The sequence below is a fragment of the Micromonospora sp. U21 genome, assembly GCF_018070045.1.
GTDB lineage: Bacteria > Actinomycetota > Actinomycetes > Mycobacteriales > Micromonosporaceae > Micromonospora.
The window spans coordinates 41,635-57,128 of the sequence record NZ_JAGPYK010000024.1 but is presented as its reverse complement, the minus strand read 5'-3'; the positions used below and the strand labels follow the sequence as shown (position 1 = coordinate 57,128).

Here is a 15,494-nt window from a genome sequence, read left to right as displayed (position 1 = left end):
CGTAGGGGTCATGCGGCACGGCAAGTATCCGTTCGTGATCGGGTTCCTGTTCGCCCCGGTCACGCTGTACGTGGTCTTCGTCATCGCGCCGTACGCGCAGGCGTTCCAGATCTCGATGACCAACTGGCGGGGGCTGTCGGCCCCGCAGTGGGTGGGCTTCGACAACTACCGGAGGCTGCTCGACGACGGCAGCTTCTGGAAGGCGGTCCAGCACCACGGCGTACTGCTGCTTGCCCTGCCGCTGATCACCATCGCCATCGCCCTGTTCTTCTCGTTCCTGCTCAACGTGGGCGGCAAGAGCAGCGGCGGGCAACGCCAGGGGGTCTGGGGGGCGAAGTTCTACCGGGTGGTGTTCTTCTTCCCCCAGGTCCTGGCGGTGGCCATCATCGCGGTGCTGTTCCAGATGGTCTACCGGCCCAACGAGTCCGGTCTGATCAACGGCGTGCTGATGAAGCTCGGCTTCGATCCGGTGCTCTTCCTGATCCGGCCGAACCTGGCCCTCTGGTCGATCATCGCGGTGCTGGTCTGGCAGGCGGTCGGCTTCTACGTGGTGCTCTTCTCCGCCGGAATGGCCTCCATCCCGGGTGAGATCTACGAGGCCGCCGAGATGGACGGCGCGACCAAGGTGACGCTGTTCTTCCGGGTCACCCTGCCGCTGCTCTGGGACACCCTCCAGGTGGCCTGGGTCTACCTGGGCATCGCGGCGTTCGACGCGTTCGCCATCGTCGCGGTGCTTTCCGTGGACGGTGGCGGCCCGGACGGCGCCACCACGGTCCTGGCCATGGAGATCTACCGCAACGCCTTCGTCTACTCGAAGTACGGCTACGCCTCCGCGATGGGTGTGGCGCTCTTCTTCCTGACCCTCACGTTCGCGGCGCTGACGCTGCGGCTCACCAAGCGGGAAAGCGTGGAGTACTGATGAACCCGCAGTCGACGCTGCCGCCGACGCCGGCGGCGCTACCGCCGAAGACCGGCGACCCGGGTGCCCCCGGTGGGCGGGGGCGGAAGGGCCCCCGCTCGGAGGCACGGCTCTTCACCGGCCTGGGGCACATCGCGCTCGCCGTGTGGGCGGTGATCGTGATCGTGCCGATCCTCTGGACGTTCCTCGCCGCGTTCAAGAACACCACCGAGATCTTCAGCAGCCCATGGACACTCCCCGCGGAACTGCGCTGGGAGAACTTCGGGCGGGCCTGGACCACCGCACGCGTCGGTCGGTACTTCATCAACAGCGTGATCGTGGTCGGATGCAGCACCTTCGGCACCATGCTGCTGGGCTCGATGGCGGCGTACGTGCTGGCCCGGTACAAGTTCTGGGGCAACCGGGCGATCTACTACCTCTTCGTCTCCGGGTTGGCCTTCCCGGTCTTCCTGGCCCTGGTGCCACTCTTCTTCGTGGTGAAGAACCTGGGCCTGCTGGACACCCACACCGGGGTGGTGCTGGTCTACATCGCGTACTCGCTGCCGTTCACGATCTTCTTCCTGGCCGCGTTCTTCAAGACGCTGCCGTCGTCGGTTGCCGAGGCGGGGCTGATCGACGGCTGCGGGCACACCCGACTGTTCTTCCAGGTCATGATGCCGATGGCGAAGCCGGGCCTGATCAGCGTCGCGATCTTCAACATCATCGGTCAGTGGGCGCAGTACCAACTTCCCCTGGTGCTGCTCAGCAACGCGAAGGACAAGTGGGTGCTCACCCAGGGCATCGCGGACATCTCGGTGAACGCCGGCTACGAGGCGGACTGGTCCGGGTTGTTCGCCGCGCTGACCATCGCCATCCTCCCGATGATCATCGTGTACGCGATCTTCCAGCGCCAGATCCAGGCCGGCCTCACCTCCGGCGCCGTGAAGTAAGGAAGGGCACCGTCCACAAGGTGCCCTTCCTTTCACCTCGGGCGCTCGTCGGCGTGGGCGTGCCAGGAGTGCCACAGAGCCGCGTACGCCCCGTCGGCCGCCACCAGCTCGTCGTGACTGCCGATCTCGGTGATCCGGCCGTCCGCCAGGACGGCGACCCGGTCGGCGTCGTGCGCGGTGTTGAGCCGGTGCGCGATGGCGATGACGGTCCGCCCGACGAGCACGGCGGCCAACGCCTGCTCGGTACGCCGGGCGGTCGTCGGATCGAGCGCGGCGGTCGCCTCGTCCAGGATCAGCGTGTGCGGGTCGGCGAGCACCAACCGGGCCAATGCCAGTTGCTGCGCCTCGGCCGCGCCGAGCTGCCGGGCCCCGTCCCCGAGCGCGGTGTCCAGGCCGTCGGGCAGCTCGGCGGACCAGTCGGCGCCCACCGTGACCAACGCGGAGCGCATCTGCTCGTCGGAAGCGTCCGGGGCGGCGAAGGCGAGATTGTCGCGTAGCGAGCCGATGAAGACGTGGTGTTCCTGGGTGACCAGGGCGATCCGGCGACGACGCTCGGCGGGGTCGAGGTCGGTCACCGGGCAGTCACCGATGCTGACGACGCCGTGACGCGGTGCGTCGATCCCGGCCAGCAGCCGGGCCAGGGTGGACTTGCCGGCCCCCGACGGGCCGACGACGGCCAGCCGCTCCCCGGGCCGCACCTCCAGGTCGATGCCGTGCAGCACGTCGCGCCCCCCGGCGTACGAGAACCGCGCCCCGCGCACGAGGAGCCGCTCTCCCCGTGAGGTGGCCACCGTGCCGGGCGGCTCCGGCGGGACCAGACCGACGCCGAGCACCCGCGCGAACGACGCGAAGCCGCGCTGCGCCTGCTCCGTCCACTGCAGCAGCCGGTCCAGTGGTTCGATCGCCTGCTGGAGGTAGAGCGCCGCGGCGACCACCGCGCCGAGCGACACCATGTCCTCAGCGAGCAGATACCCGCCGACGAGCAGGACCATGGCTACCGGCAGCGGATAGCTGGCCTCCACCACGCTGAAGAACACGGTGCGCAGTGCGAGAGTTGCCCGCCGGGCCCGCCATACCCGGGTGATGCGGGTGGTGCCGTGCCGGATGCGGTCATCGGCCAGCCGCAGCGCCTCGACGGTGCGGGCTCCCTCGGCGGTGGTGGTCAGCGTCTCGGTCAGCTCCGCGGCCGCCGCGCCCTCAACGAGGTACGCGGAGCTGGCTCGCCGCAGGTACCAGCGGGTCACCGCCCAGATCGACGGCAGCCCGGCCAGCGCTGCCAGCCCGAGCAGCGGGTGCAGCAGGAAGACCGCCCCGAACAGCAGCGCCAGTTGCACCGAGGCGATGACGATGGTGGGCACCACGTCCCGGACCGTGGTGCCGACCGTCGACACGTCGACGGAACTGCGGGTGGCCAGGTCCCCGGAACCGGCCCGCTCGACGACCGAGACGGGCAGCCCGAGCGTGCGGTCGACGAACTCCTCGCGCAGGTCGGCGACGGCCCGCTCCCCGAACCGGTGGCCGGCGTACTGCGCGTAGCGGGAGAGCAACGCGCTCACCAGGACGCATCCGCCGATCGCCAGCGCCAGCCGGTCCACTGTGGCCACACCGGCGCCCGCGGTGACCCGGTCGACGATGGTGCCCAGCAGCCACGGCGGGGCGAGCCCGGCGACCGCGGCGGCGCCGTGCAGCGCCAGCACGACGCCGACCGCCCGGCGGTGCCGGCCGATCAGGTCCCGCAGCGCCCGGCGTACGGTCCTGCGGTCCGCCACCGGCAGTCGGCTCACGGATAGGCCCCCTCGGCGTCGGCGGGTCGATCGAGGTCGGGATCGGCGCTGTCCCGGGCCACCAGGTGCCGGTAGCCGGGGTCCTGGTCGAGCAGGTCGGTGTGGGTGCCGCTGGCGACGATCCGACCCTCGCGCAGGTGGGCGACCAGGTCGGTCCGGCTCAGCAGCAGCGGCGAGGTGGCGAGCACGACGGTCGTCCGTCCGGCCCGCGCGACACGTAGCCGTTCGGCGATCCGCGCCTCGGTGTGCGCGTCCACCGCCGACGTCGGGTCGACGAGAATCAGCACCTCGGGCTCGGCGAGCAGCGCCCGGGCCAGGCGTACCCGTTGCCGCTGGCCGCCGGAGAGCGTACGGGCCCGGGCGTCGATCACGGTGTCCAGCGCGGCCGGCAGCGCACCGACGATGTCCTCGGCCGACGCGGCCCGCAGAGCCGCGCTGATCCGCTCGTCGTCGACCCTCAGCCGGGCGTCGTCGTTCGACCGGGCGTCGTCGTTCGACCGGGCGTCGTCGGACTCTGTCCGGCAGAGCAGGATGTCCCGGAGCGTGCCGGGAAACAGGTACGAGTCGTGATCGGCGACCAGGATGCGTGCGCGAACCTCGTCCAGGGCTATCCCGGTCAGCCGCACACCGCCCCAGGTGGACTCGCTGGCCACGTACCGGCCGAGCCGGTCGGCCAGGGCCAGCGCCGCCGAAGGGTCGTCGGCGGCCACGCCGGTCAGCCGGCCGACGGGGACGGTCAGCCCGGTCGCCGGGTCGTGCAGGTCTGCGGGGTGCTCCGGCGCGGCTACGACGTCCGGGCGGCGCTGGTCGGGAACGCTGTCCCGCCGATCCGGTGCGCTGCGCGGGCCACCGACGTCGTCCGGGGCCAGCTTGAGCAGGGCGACGATCCGCCGGGCGGCGACCCGGCCGCGGATCAGTTGGTGGCTGCCTTCGAGCAGGAACCAGACCGGCACGATCAGGGTCGCCACGTAGCCGTAGACGGCGACCAGCTCACCGATGGTGACGTCACCGGTCACCGCCATCCGGGCCGTCAGCCACACCACCACCGCCAGGAACAGTCCGGGGATGGCGACCGTCGCCGCGTCGATCCAGCTGTTGACCGCGCCGACCCGGTAGCCCTCGGCGAGCAGGTCGCGGGATCTGGCCGCGTACCGTCGGGCGAACAGGTCCCGGCCGCCCACCCCGGCGAGCACCCGTAGCCCGGCCACGATGTCTCCGGATCGGGCGGTGAGCGCGCCCTGCTGTTTCCGGTAGACCGATTCGGCCCGCTCCAGGCGGCGTAGCAGCGGGCCGACGACCAGCCCGACCGCGGGCACTCCCACCAGGATGCAGAGCGCGAGCATCGGGGAGATCGACCAGAGCAACACGGCGATGACCGCGTACGCGACGACCGCGCCGACCCCCGGTCCGGTCAGCGTGAGCACCTGCGCCGACCAGTCGATGTCGGAGCCGCCGATGGTGGCCACCTCGCCGGCGGCGACCCGACGCGGCAGCACCGCGCCGATCCGGGACAGCTGCCGCAGCACGACGGCGGCCGAGCGGGCCTTGGCGTCCTCCCGGATGAAGGTCATCGTGCGGTGCCGCATGGTGCCCAGGTACGACAGCCCCACGCCCGCGACGACGATCGCCGCCACCCAGAGCGCCAGGGCCTGGGTGTCGCCCGCGCGTAGCCCGTCGTCGACGGCGCGGGCGATCAGGTAGGGCCGGACCGACAGCCCGATCATCCAGGCCGTCCCGAGCAGGCTGCCGCGCAGCACCCGCCAGGGCTGGCGGCGGACCAGCCACCAGAGGTAACGCATCGGACCCCCGGTGTCCGGAGTGCCAGGCTCGGAATGCGGAATCTGCGGGGGCACCCGGCCACGCTACCGACCGCGCCAACGCCCCACCGACCCGTTTCCGGCCGTGTAAGGAAGGGCACCTTATTAACGCCTGGTGCAGAGGAAGGGCCCCTTGTTACAGCTCAATCCCAGGGCGCCGACCAACCCCGCGCGGGCGGGTACTGCCGCCACGCGTGTTAAGAAGGGGCCCCTCCTCTACTGGAGGCGTTAATAGGGTGCCCTTCCTTTCATGTCAGGGGGGCGGGGGAGAATTGCCGGCGTGCTGGTGGCGGTGGTGGCGGACGAGCGGGGTGGGGGAGAGCTGCGCCCGCTGGACGCCGCGGGTCACCCCACCGGTCCGGCGGAGATCGTCACTGACCTGGCCGGCGCCGTGGCCGCGCGGGAGGCCGCGGAGCATCCGCGCTGGGTCTGGCCGACCGCCGGCGCGGTCTATCCCGCGTTGCTGCGGGCGGGGGTGCGTGTCGAGCGCTGCCACGACGTGGAGCTGACCGAGGCGCTGCTGCTCGGCCACGCCGGTCGCTGGGGTGAGCCGCGCTCGTTCGCCGCCGCCTGGGCCCGGCTCAGCGGTGCGCCGGTGCCACCTGACCCGCCGCCGCGCCCGCCGGCGCCGCCGGGGCACGGGCAGGGCGCGCTCTTCGACACGATGCCCGGCCCGCCGGGCCCGGGGATCGACGCCCTGACCCGGGTGTACGCCGACCAGCTCACCCGGATCGCCGCCGCCGAGCATCCGGGTCGGTTCCGGTTGCTGGTGGCCGCCGAGTCGGCCGGCGCGCTGATCGCGGTGGAGATGGGCGTCGCCGGGCTGCCGTGGCGGGCCGAGGTGCACGACGCCGTCCTCGCCGAGCTGCTGGGCGAGCCGTCCCCGGTCGGCGGCCCACCGCGCCGGCTGGCCGAGTTGGCCGCCCGGATCGCCGACGCGCTCGGCGTCCGCCGTCTGCACGCCGACTCCCCGGCAGAGTTGCTGAAGGCGTTCGCCCGGGTTGGGGTGGAGCTGCCGAACACCCGGGCCTGGGTGCTGCGCGGGGTGGACCATCCGGCGGTGCCGCTGGTGCTGGAGTACAAGGAGCTCTACCGGATCTGGACGGCGCACGGCTGGTCCTGGCGTGAGCAGTGGGTCCGCGACGGGCGGTTCCAGCCGGAGTACGTGCCGGGCGGCGTGGTCTCGGGCCGCTGGGCCACCCGGGGCGGTGGCGCGTTGCAGATCCCGAAGGTGATCCGCCGGGCGGTGGTGGCCGACCCGGGCCGGCGGTTGGTGGTCGCCGATGCCGGCCAGTTGGAGCCTCGGGTGCTGGCGGCGGTGTCCGGCGACGCCCGGTTGGCGGCGGCGGGCGGGGCCGGTGACCTGTACGCCGCCCTCGCCCGGGACGCCTTCGCCGGTGATCGGGCGCGGGCCAAGGTGGCCCTGCTCGGCGCGATGTACGGGCAGACCGGCGGGGCGGCGGTGCCCGCGCTGGCGGTGTTGCGGCGCAGCTACCCGACGGCGTTCGGCTACGTCGAGGCGGCGGCGCGCACGGGTGAGGCGGGCGGGCTGGTGCGCTCGTGGCTGGGGCGCACCTGCCCGCCCGGTTCAGCCGGGTTCGGCGACCCGGACGGGGTCGCGGGCGACCCGGACGGCATGGCTGATCCGCAGAGTCCCCGGGCCCGTGCCGCGCGGTCCCGGGGTCGCTTCACCCGCAACTTCGTCATCCAGGCCACCGCCGCGGAGTGGGCCTCGACGCTGCTGGCCACGCTGCGCACCGAGCTGGCCGGCACCGACGCCGAGCTGGTCTTCTTTCAGCACGACGAGGTGGTCGTGCACTGTCCGGCGGCGCAGGCCGAGGCGGTGGCGGAGGCGGTCGGTCGCAGCGGTGAGCGGGCCACCGCGCTGCTGTTCGGCGACACTCCGGTGCGATTTCCGCTGGATCTGTCCATCGTCGACTGCTACGCCGACGCGGCATAGCGGACGATTTTCCTATTTGCCCCGCTACCCGAGGCCGGTCGCACTCGTTGCATCCGGTGTCCGTAGGACGGGACGGACCGGGCACCGCCGTGCCCGGTCCGCTCCACGGTGGAGGGGGCGCAGCTGAACCGGATCGCAGGAATGATCATCGCCGCGGGCGGGGGGCGCCGCATCGGTGGTCCCGAGGCGCTGCTGCACCAGGGGGAGAAGCCCCTGGTCAACCAGATGATCGACACGATGACCAAGGCGGGCTGCGAGCAGATCGTGGTCGTACTGGGCGCCGCCGCCGACCAGGTCCGCGAGACCGCCGACCTGGGCAGGGCCACGGTGGTCATCAACAAGGCGTGGGGCACCGGGGTCGGCTCGTCCATCCGCGCCGGCCTGGCCGCCATGGACGACGAGGGGATCGAGGCGGTGGTGGTGGTCCCGGTCGACATGCCGGGCCTGACCACCGCCGCGGTCCGGCGAGTGGCCGCACTGCCGTACCCGGACGTGCTGGTCTGCGCCACCTACGACGGGCTGCGCGGCTACCCGATGCTCTTCGGTCGCCGGCACTGGCCCGGCATCGCCACCCTGGCCAGCGCCGACGTTGGCGCCCGGCCATACCTGCTGGCGCACAAGGACCAGATCGTCGACATCGCGTGCGACTCGGTCGCCGACGGCAGCCGGGTCGACACCCCGGAGCTGATGGCGCTCTACGGCCTGACCGTCCCGCCGCAGCGGGTCGGGGTCTAGGCGGTCGAGGGGGCGGGCCACGCCACGTCGTCGATCGCGAGCCACGGCGCGGCGGCCACCGCCGTCGGGGTCTGCCCGGCGAACTCCAACACGTCGCGGTGCAGGTGTGACTGGTCGACGTAGCCGCTCTCGATGGCAGCAGTGGCGGCGGAGTGACCTACGGCGAGCAGGTGCACGGCGTAGTCGAACCGCACCAGGCGGGCGGCGCGTTTGGGTGTGATGCCCAGCTGGGACCGAAAGCGGGACAGCAGGCGCTTGCGGCTCCAACCGACCTCGTCGGCCAGGCTGTCGACCCGTACCCGGCCTCGGCTGGTGCGGGTCCGCCGCCAGGCGTGGGCGACCTCCGGATCGGCCGGTCGACGGGTGTCCAGCCGCCGGCCGAGGATCTCCGCGGCGATGGCGAACCGTTCGTCCCACGACGCGGTGGCGCGCAGCCTGGCCTCCGCGCGTTCTGCGGCGCGGCCCCAGACGTCGTCGAGGGAAACCACCGCCCCGCAGATCTCCGTCGACGCGCCGAGCACGGCGGCCGCGGCGACCGGCTCCAGCCGGATCTGGAGGCACTCGCCGAACCCCCGGCCCGTCGCCCGGAGGTCACCGGGAAGCAGGCCGACGACGGCGCTGCCACTTCTGTGCTGGCCGTCCACGGCGTAGGTGAGGCCCGTTTCCTCGCTGAGGTCGACGATCAGGGTGATCGACGGGTGCGCGACCATGGCGATGTCCACCGGTGCGCAGGCGCGGTGCCGGAACCCGGCCATGCGGACCCCCGGCAACCGGGCCGACGGGCGCGGGACCACCACGTCCACCAACGACCAGTCGAGCGGGGTCGTCCCCATCGGCCGCATCTGCCGAGTCTAGGCAGTCGGGGTCGCCGGTGGGGTGCCCGCGGCCGTTGCCGTGAAGCCCAGCAGCAGCCTGCTGGTTGCCTCGGGCGCTTCCAGCATGGGTACGTGTCCGACGCCGGGCAGCAGCTCGACCCGCGCCTTCGGCACCGTGTCGTACCGGTGCGCCGACGACGGATCCCAGCGGGGGTCGTCGCCGCCGAAGACCACCAGCACCGGGACGTCGAGAGCGGCAATGCGCTCGGGCACGCTCCGCTCCTCGATGTATGCGTCGTAAGCGCGCAGCACCGACCTCAGCGTGCGGTATCTGAGGTGTCGGACGTCGCTGAGCAGATCGTCCGGAACGTCGACCGGACGCGCGCAGGTGACGCTGATCCCCCTGCGGATCATGGCGTCCGATCGCCGCGCCCAGAGAAGCGGACCGAGCGGCGGAGCCAACAGGGCCCGGAGCAGGGCCGGCTGTGGAAGCAGAGCGTCGGGACTCGGGCCGGTGCTGACCAGTGCGAGCGAGCGCACCAGGTCCGGGCGTCGTTCGGCGAGCGCGGTGGCGATGTAGCCGCCGCTGGAGTGCCCGAGTGCGACGACGGACCGGACGCCGAGGTCGTCGAGCACCGCCGCCACCCGGTCCGCCTGGTCGGGCACCTCGTACGACGGCGAGGCCGGAGACCGGCCGCAGCCGGGGAGGTCCACCCGGATGACGTGGTGGTGGCCGGCGAGCGCCGGCACCACCGGATTCCAGGACGCGCCCGACATCCCCGATCCGTGAATCAGCAACAGCGGCGGCGCCTCCGCCGGACCGTCGTGCACCACGTGCATTCCCTGCGACTGCGCAACGTCGTACTCGCTCATGGGAACGACGATGCCCGGGCCGGCGGTCGTCCGTCTTGGATAAATGTCCTCGCGGAGTTCCGCCGGCTGGCGGCGACCATGGCACCGAAACGACGTCGCCGCCACCAGCCCTCGACGGGCGGGTAACGGCGACGCCGCGTAGGTCGGTGTCAGTCCTGCGCCTGGTCCAGCTCACCCGTGGCGGCGAGGCGCTGGTACCAGTGGGCGCTGTCCTTCCAGGTGCGCACCTGGGTGTCGTAGTCGACCCGGATGATGCCGAAGCGACGGTCGTAGCCGTAGCCCCACTCGAAGTTGTCCAGCAACGACCAGACGAAGTAGCCGCGCACATCCGCGCCCTGCGCGCGGGCGTCGGCCATCGCGCCGATGTGCCGGCGCAGGTAGTCGATCCGCCGCTCGTCGTGGATCCGGCCGTCGGCCGACACCACATCGTCGAACGCCGCGCCGTTCTCGGTGATCATCATGGGCCGGCTGGGGTATTCACGCTGGAGGCGCAGCAGCAGCTCGGTCAGCGCCGGCGGGTCGATGTTCCAACCCATCGCCGTGTACGGGCCGGGTTGCGGCAGGAAGTCGACGTTCTCCGCGGCGACCCACGGCGTCGACGTCGACGCGCCGTGCCCGTCGACGTCGGAGCGGGCCGACACCCCGTCCCACGCCCGGACCAGCGTGCTGGAGTAGTAGTTGACGCCGAGCACGTCCAGCGGCACCGCGATCAGCTTCTCGTCGCCCTCGCGGACGAACGACCAGTCGGTGACGGAGGCGGTGTCGGCCAGCAGGTCGGCCGGGTATTCCCCGTCCAGCATCGGGCCGAGGAACGCCCGGTTCGCCAACGCGTCGATCCGCCGGACCGCGTCCTGGTCAGCGGCCGAGTCAGACGCGCCCCGGATGACGTGCAGGTTCAGCGTCACCGAGAGCTCGGCGGTCGGCGCCAGCTCCCGGACCACCCGGCCGGCCAGGCCGTGCGCCAGGTTGAGGTGGTGCACGGCGGCCAGCGCGGCCGCCGGTTCGGAACGCCCCGGCGCGTGCACGCCGGAGGCGTAGCCCAGGTACGCCGAGCACCACGGCTCGTTCAGCGTGGTCCAGGTGTGCACCCGGTCGCCGAGTGCGGCGACGATGCCGGCGGCGTACTCCTCGAAGCGCAGCGCGGTCTCCCGCACCGGCCATCCGCCGGCCTCCTCCAGTTCCTGCGGCAGGTCCCAGTGGTACATCGTGGCGACCGGGCGGACCCCGCGTTCCAGCAGGCCGTCGACCAGCCGGGAGTAGAAGTCCAGGCCGGCCTGGTTGAAGCGGCCGGCGCCGCCCGGCTGCACGCGCGGCCAGGAGATGGAGAACCGGTACGCGCCCAGGCCCAGCTCGGCGATGTGGTCCAGGTCCTGCTGCCAGCGGTGGTAGTGGTCGGCGGCCACGTCACCGGTGTCGCCGTTGTAGGTCCGGCCGGGGGTGTGGCTGTAGGTGTCCCAGATGGACGGTCCGCGGCCATCCTCGCTGGCCGCGCCCTCGATCTGGTACGCCGCCGTGGCCGAGCCCCAGACGAAGCTCTCCGGGAAGGTGCGTGGGGTCATCGCGCCGCCACCTCCGTCCCGGCCACCACGCAGTGGTACGCCGACGAGGCGCCCGCCACCAGTTCGGCGGTGGCGACCCCGTCGCGGAAGCTCACCTCGAACTCCGCACCGGGCCCGTTCCCGGGCGCCGGGATCCGTACCCGTTGGCGTTGCCCCTCGGCCGGTGCGTAGAGCCGCAGCTGCACGCCGTCGGCCCAGTCGTAGTCGGGCCGGTCCGAGCGCGCCCCGAACGGGATGATCGCGCCCGGTCGGGCGAGCACCGGCACGCTGTCGAACTCGTGCTTCTCGGTGACCCACGCCGGGCCGGTGAGCTGAGCGCCGGTGACCAGGTGCGTCCAGGTGCCGGCGGGCACGTAGAAGGTGACCTCCCCGTCGGCGCTGAGCACGGGCGCGACCAGCACGTCGGAACCGAGCATGTACTGCCGGTCCAGGTGTGCGGCGGCCGGGTCGTCCGGGAACTCCAGGATCATCGGCCGCATCATCGGGATGCCGTCGCGGTGCGCCTCCTGCGCCGCGGCAGCCAGGTACGGCATCAGGCGGAGCTTGAGCCGGGTGAAGTGCCGCAGCACCTCGACCGCCTCGTCGTCGTACGCCCACGGCACCCGGTACGAGCCGGAGCCGTGCAGGCGGGAGTGCGAGGAGAGCAGCCCGAAGGCGACCCACCGCTTGAACACGGCTGGGTCGGGGGTGCCCTCGAAGCCGCCGATGTCGTGGCTCCAGTAGCCGAAGCCGGACGCCGCCAGGGACAGACCGCCGCGCAGCGACTCGGCCATCGCGACGAACGTCGACTCGCAGTCGCCGCCCCAGTGCACCGGGAACTGCTGCCCACCGGCGGTGGCCGAGCGGGCGAACAGCACCGCCTCGCCCTCCCCGCGTTCGGCCTCCAGCAGCTCGAACACCGCCTTGTTGTAGAGGTACGAGTAGTAGTTGTGCATCCGCTGCGGGTCCGAGCCGTCGTGCCACACCACGTCGGTCGGGATGCGCTCACCGAAGTCGGTCTTGAAGCAGTCGACGCCCATGTCCAGCAGCGCCTTGAGCTTGCCGGTGAACCAGCGGACCGCGTCCGGGTTGGTGAAGTCGACCAGCGCCATGCCGGCCTGCCACTTGTCCCACTGCCAGACGGACCCGTCCGGGTTGCGGACCAGGTAACCGGCCTCGCGGCCCTCCTCGAACAGGTACGAGCGCTGCGCGATGTACGGGTTGATCCAGACGCACACCTTCAGGTCACGCTCGTGCAGCCGGCGCAGCATCCCCTCGGGGTCGGGGAAGGTCGCCGGGTCCCAGACGAAGTCGACCCAGTGGAACTGGCGCATCCAGAAGCAGTCGAAGTGGAACACCGACAGCGGCAGGTCCCGCTCGGCCATCCCGTCGACGAACGCCGTCACCGTCTTCTCGTCGTACGAGGTGGTGAACGACGTGGACAGCCACAGCCCGTACGACCAGGCGGGGACCCGGGCCGGGCGGCCGGTCAGCGCGGTGTAGCGGCGCAGCACGTCCTTCGGGGTGGGCCCGTCGATGACGTAGTAGGTGAGCGACTGCCCCTCGACGCTGAACTGGGTCTGCGTCACGACCTCCGAGCCGACCTCGAACGACACGTGCTCCGGGTGGTCCACGAACACCCCGTAGCCGGCGCTGCTGAGGTAGAACGGCACGTTCTTGTACGCCTGCTCGCTGGCGGTGCCCCCGTCGGCGTTCCAGATGTCCACGGTCTGGCCGTTCTTCACGAACGGGCCGAACCGCTCGCCCAGCCCGTACACCGTCTCGCCGACGCCGAGGGCGAGCCGCTCGTGCACGTGCCGGCGGCCCTCGCCGTCGGTGACGACGCCGACGCTGCGCCCGGTGGACGCGGTGACCAACCGGTCGCCGTGCAGGAAGTCGACCCGCCACCCGTCGATGAGCGCGACCCGGGCGGTCAACTCGCCGGTGGTCAGTGTCGCGTTGATCCCGGTGATGTCGATGCTGACCGGATGCTCGTCGTCGGTGGCCAGCCCGAAGTGGGGCTCGCGGGGCAGCCCGCCGCTGTGGTGGCCGATGGTCACGCCGACGACGCCCGGGGCGGGGGAGAAGAACCGGACGGTGACCACGGGCCGGTTGAGGGTGTCGCCCCGCCCGGTGATCTGGCCGGCCGGCGCGAAGACGGTGAAGCCGCGTTCGTCCGGCTCGACCGATTCGACTGTGCCGGGGCGCAGCACGCTGACGCCGGGGCGCAGTTGCCAGTACCCGTCGGTGAACTTCACTTCTCGGCTCCTGCCGTGATGCCGCGCGCCAGAGTGCGCTGGAAGATGAGGAAGAAGATGATGGCCGGCACCAGGCTGATCAGCGCGCCGGCGTTGGTGGTCGGTGCGTCCATCAGGCGGTCGCCCTGCAACGACGCGAGCGCGACCGGGATGGTCTGCGTCTGGTTGTCGATCAGCATGACCAGCGGGATCAGGAACTCGTTCCAGGTCCAGATGAAGAAGAAGATGAGCAGCACCGCGAGGGTGGGCCGCAGGTTGGGGAAGACCACCCGCCACAGCACGGTCCACTTGCCGGCGCCGTCCAGCGAGGCAGCCTCGAGCAGCGAGCGCGGGAACGTGCTCAGCACCGAGGCGAGCAGGTAGGTGCCGAACGCGCTCTGGATCACGGTGAAGATGATGATCACCGAGAGTCGGGTGTTGTAGAGGCCGATCTCCTTGGCCACGTAGTAGAGCGGGTAGATCAGCGCTTCCTGCGGCAGCATGTTGGCCAGCAGGAAGAGCCCCACGATCCAGAGCCGTCCGCGGACCCGGCCGATGCCGAGCGCGTACGCGTTGAGCAGCGAGACGACGACGCCGAGCACCGCCACGGAGCCGGCGATGAGCGCCGAGTTCCACAGCTTCAGCGGGAAGTTCACCGTGGTCCAGTACGTCCGCAGACCCTTGGTGTAGAACTCCGTCGGCCAGCTCAACGGCCCGCCCGAGGAGTAGTCGGTCGGCGACTTGAACGCGTTGAGCAGCATGAACGCGAACGGCACCAGCATGGCGATCGCGGCGAGCGTGACCAGGGCGAGCACCACCCAGCGGGCGGCCCCGCGGCGGTGCCGGTCGCGGCTCGGCTTGTTCCGGCGGGGAGTCACCACCGCGCTCCCGGTCGGGATGAGCGTGACGGCCATCTCAGAACCCCCGGTCCCGGCGCTCGCTGCGGGCCTGCATCCAGATGAAGACCACCGCCACCACGACGATGATCAGTGTGAGCACCGTGGAGATCGCGGAGCCGTAGCCGACCTGGAGCTTCTTGAAGAACGTGTAGTACGCGAAGTACGACGGCACGTTGGTGGCGTTCTCCGGGCCGCCGCGGGTCAGGGCGAAGATCGGCCCGAACACCTTCAACGCGGCGATGGTGCAGGTCAGGGCCACCACGAAGGTCTCCGGCCGGATCTGCGGGAGGGTGATCGCCCGGAACCGGTGGACCCAGTTCGCGCCGTCGACCTCGGCCGCCTCGTACAACTCGGGGTCGACGCGTTGCAGCGCCGCCATGAAGACGACCACCGGGTAGCCGATCTGCACCCAGATCATCACCGCCATCACGCTGGGCAGGGCGGTGCCCGGGTCGCCGAGCCAGTCGTGGCGTAGCGCGCCGAGGCCGACCGCGTCGAGCAGGCTGTTGAACGCGCCGTCGGGGCGCAGGATCCAGCCCCAGACGATGCCGGCCACCACGACGGGCAGCACCTGCGGGAGGTAGAACGCGGCCCGCAGCGCGGCGGCGGTGCGCGGCCGGAACCGGCGGCCGATGACGTCGAAGAGCACCGAGGCGAGCACCAGCCCGAGCAGGGTGGGTGCCACCACCATCGCGATGAGCATCGCGACGGTGTTCCGGAACGACGCCCAGAACACCTCGTCGTGCAGCAACTGCTGGTAGTTGTCCAGGCCGACCCAGGTGGGGTCGCCGACTCCGGACCACTTGGTCAGCGACAGGTAGCCGGTGCCGACCAGCGGTGCGCCGATGACCAGGATGAAGAGCACCGCTCCGGGGAGCAGGTAGAGCCAGTACGCCGCGTTGCGGCCGCGACGTCCGCGGCCGGGCGGGGGCTGGGTCGGCGTCGCTGCCGGGTACGGGGCGGCGACGGTCTCGGAGACTGCCATGGA

Annotated in this window: 12 protein-coding genes; 4 read left to right on the top strand and 8 right to left on the bottom strand. The window is 71.7% G+C overall.

Annotated features, from left to right (window positions below):
* Positions 1 to 10: 10 nt before the first annotated feature.
* Positions 11 to 919 carry a carbohydrate ABC transporter permease gene (locus KBX63_RS25815; protein WP_089019947.1) on the top strand — a complete coding sequence of 303 codons (909 nt, stop codon included), beginning with the start codon at positions 11 to 13 and terminating at the stop codon, positions 917 to 919.
* Positions 919 to 1,848: a carbohydrate ABC transporter permease gene (locus tag KBX63_RS25810; protein ID WP_210915591.1), complete on the top strand. Its 930-nt coding sequence runs from the start codon at positions 919 to 921 to the stop codon at positions 1,846 to 1,848. The genes KBX63_RS25815 and KBX63_RS25810 overlap by 1 nt, the downstream gene beginning before the upstream one ends.
* A 32-nt stretch (positions 1,849 to 1,880) precedes the next feature.
* On the opposite strand, the gene KBX63_RS25805 is transcribed toward KBX63_RS25810, so the two are convergent.
* Both KBX63_RS25805 and KBX63_RS25800 read right to left on the bottom strand, forming a co-directional pair.
* Complete coding sequence (locus KBX63_RS25805; RefSeq protein ID WP_210915590.1) at positions 1,881 to 3,632, bottom strand: ABC transporter ATP-binding protein; 1,752 nt, start codon at positions 3,630 to 3,632, stop codon at positions 1,881 to 1,883.
* Positions 3,629 to 5,431 (bottom strand): ABC transporter ATP-binding protein, encoded by a 1,803-nt coding sequence (locus tag KBX63_RS25800; RefSeq protein ID WP_247663089.1) that lies wholly within the window; start codon positions 5,429 to 5,431, stop codon positions 3,629 to 3,631. The genes KBX63_RS25805 and KBX63_RS25800 overlap by 4 nt, the downstream gene beginning before the upstream one ends.
* Before the next feature lie 268 nt (positions 5,432 to 5,699).
* On the opposite strand from KBX63_RS25800, the gene KBX63_RS25795 reads away from it, so the two are divergent.
* Both KBX63_RS25795 and KBX63_RS25790 read left to right on the top strand, forming a co-directional pair.
* On the top strand, positions 5,700 to 7,409 hold the full coding sequence (locus KBX63_RS25795; protein ID WP_210915589.1) for a bifunctional 3'-5' exonuclease/DNA polymerase: 1,710 nt from the start codon (positions 5,700 to 5,702) through the stop codon (positions 7,407 to 7,409).
* A gap of 141 nt (positions 7,410 to 7,550) precedes the next feature.
* On the top strand, positions 7,551 to 8,144 hold the full coding sequence (locus KBX63_RS25790) for an NTP transferase domain-containing protein (RefSeq protein ID WP_210915587.1): 594 nt from the start codon (positions 7,551 to 7,553) through the stop codon (positions 8,142 to 8,144).
* Here KBX63_RS25790 and KBX63_RS25785 read toward each other — a convergent pair.
* The 6 genes from KBX63_RS25785 to KBX63_RS25760 all read right to left on the bottom strand — a co-directional run bounded on the left by KBX63_RS25785 (position 8,141) and on the right by KBX63_RS25760 (position 15,491).
* Complete coding sequence (locus KBX63_RS25785) at positions 8,141 to 8,986, bottom strand: AraC family transcriptional regulator (protein WP_247663088.1); 846 nt, start codon at positions 8,984 to 8,986, stop codon at positions 8,141 to 8,143. The genes KBX63_RS25790 and KBX63_RS25785 overlap by 4 nt on opposite strands.
* A gap of 9 nt (positions 8,987 to 8,995) precedes the next feature.
* Positions 8,996 to 9,832, bottom strand: coding sequence for an alpha/beta fold hydrolase (locus tag KBX63_RS25780; RefSeq protein ID WP_247663087.1), 837 nt, complete (start codon positions 9,830 to 9,832; stop codon positions 8,996 to 8,998).
* A 149-nt stretch (positions 9,833 to 9,981) separates the two neighbouring features.
* Entirely contained in the window at positions 9,982 to 11,391 is a 1,410-nt protein-coding gene (locus tag KBX63_RS25775; RefSeq protein ID WP_210915584.1) for a GH1 family beta-glucosidase, read from the bottom strand.
* Positions 11,388 to 13,628 (bottom strand): alpha-xylosidase, encoded by a 2,241-nt coding sequence (gene yicI / locus KBX63_RS25770; RefSeq protein WP_210915582.1) that lies wholly within the window; start codon positions 13,626 to 13,628, stop codon positions 11,388 to 11,390. Before yicI ends, KBX63_RS25775 begins: the two co-directional genes overlap by 4 nt.
* Positions 13,625 to 14,521, bottom strand: a complete 897-nt coding sequence (locus KBX63_RS25765) for a carbohydrate ABC transporter permease (protein ID WP_210915574.1) — start codon at positions 14,519 to 14,521, stop codon at positions 13,625 to 13,627. Before KBX63_RS25765 ends, yicI begins: the two co-directional genes overlap by 4 nt.
* A 1-nt stretch (position 14,522) precedes the next feature.
* Positions 14,523 to 15,491, bottom strand: a complete 969-nt coding sequence (locus tag KBX63_RS25760) for a carbohydrate ABC transporter permease (protein WP_210915572.1) — start codon at positions 15,489 to 15,491, stop codon at positions 14,523 to 14,525.
* Positions 15,492 to 15,494 lie beyond the last annotated feature (3 nt).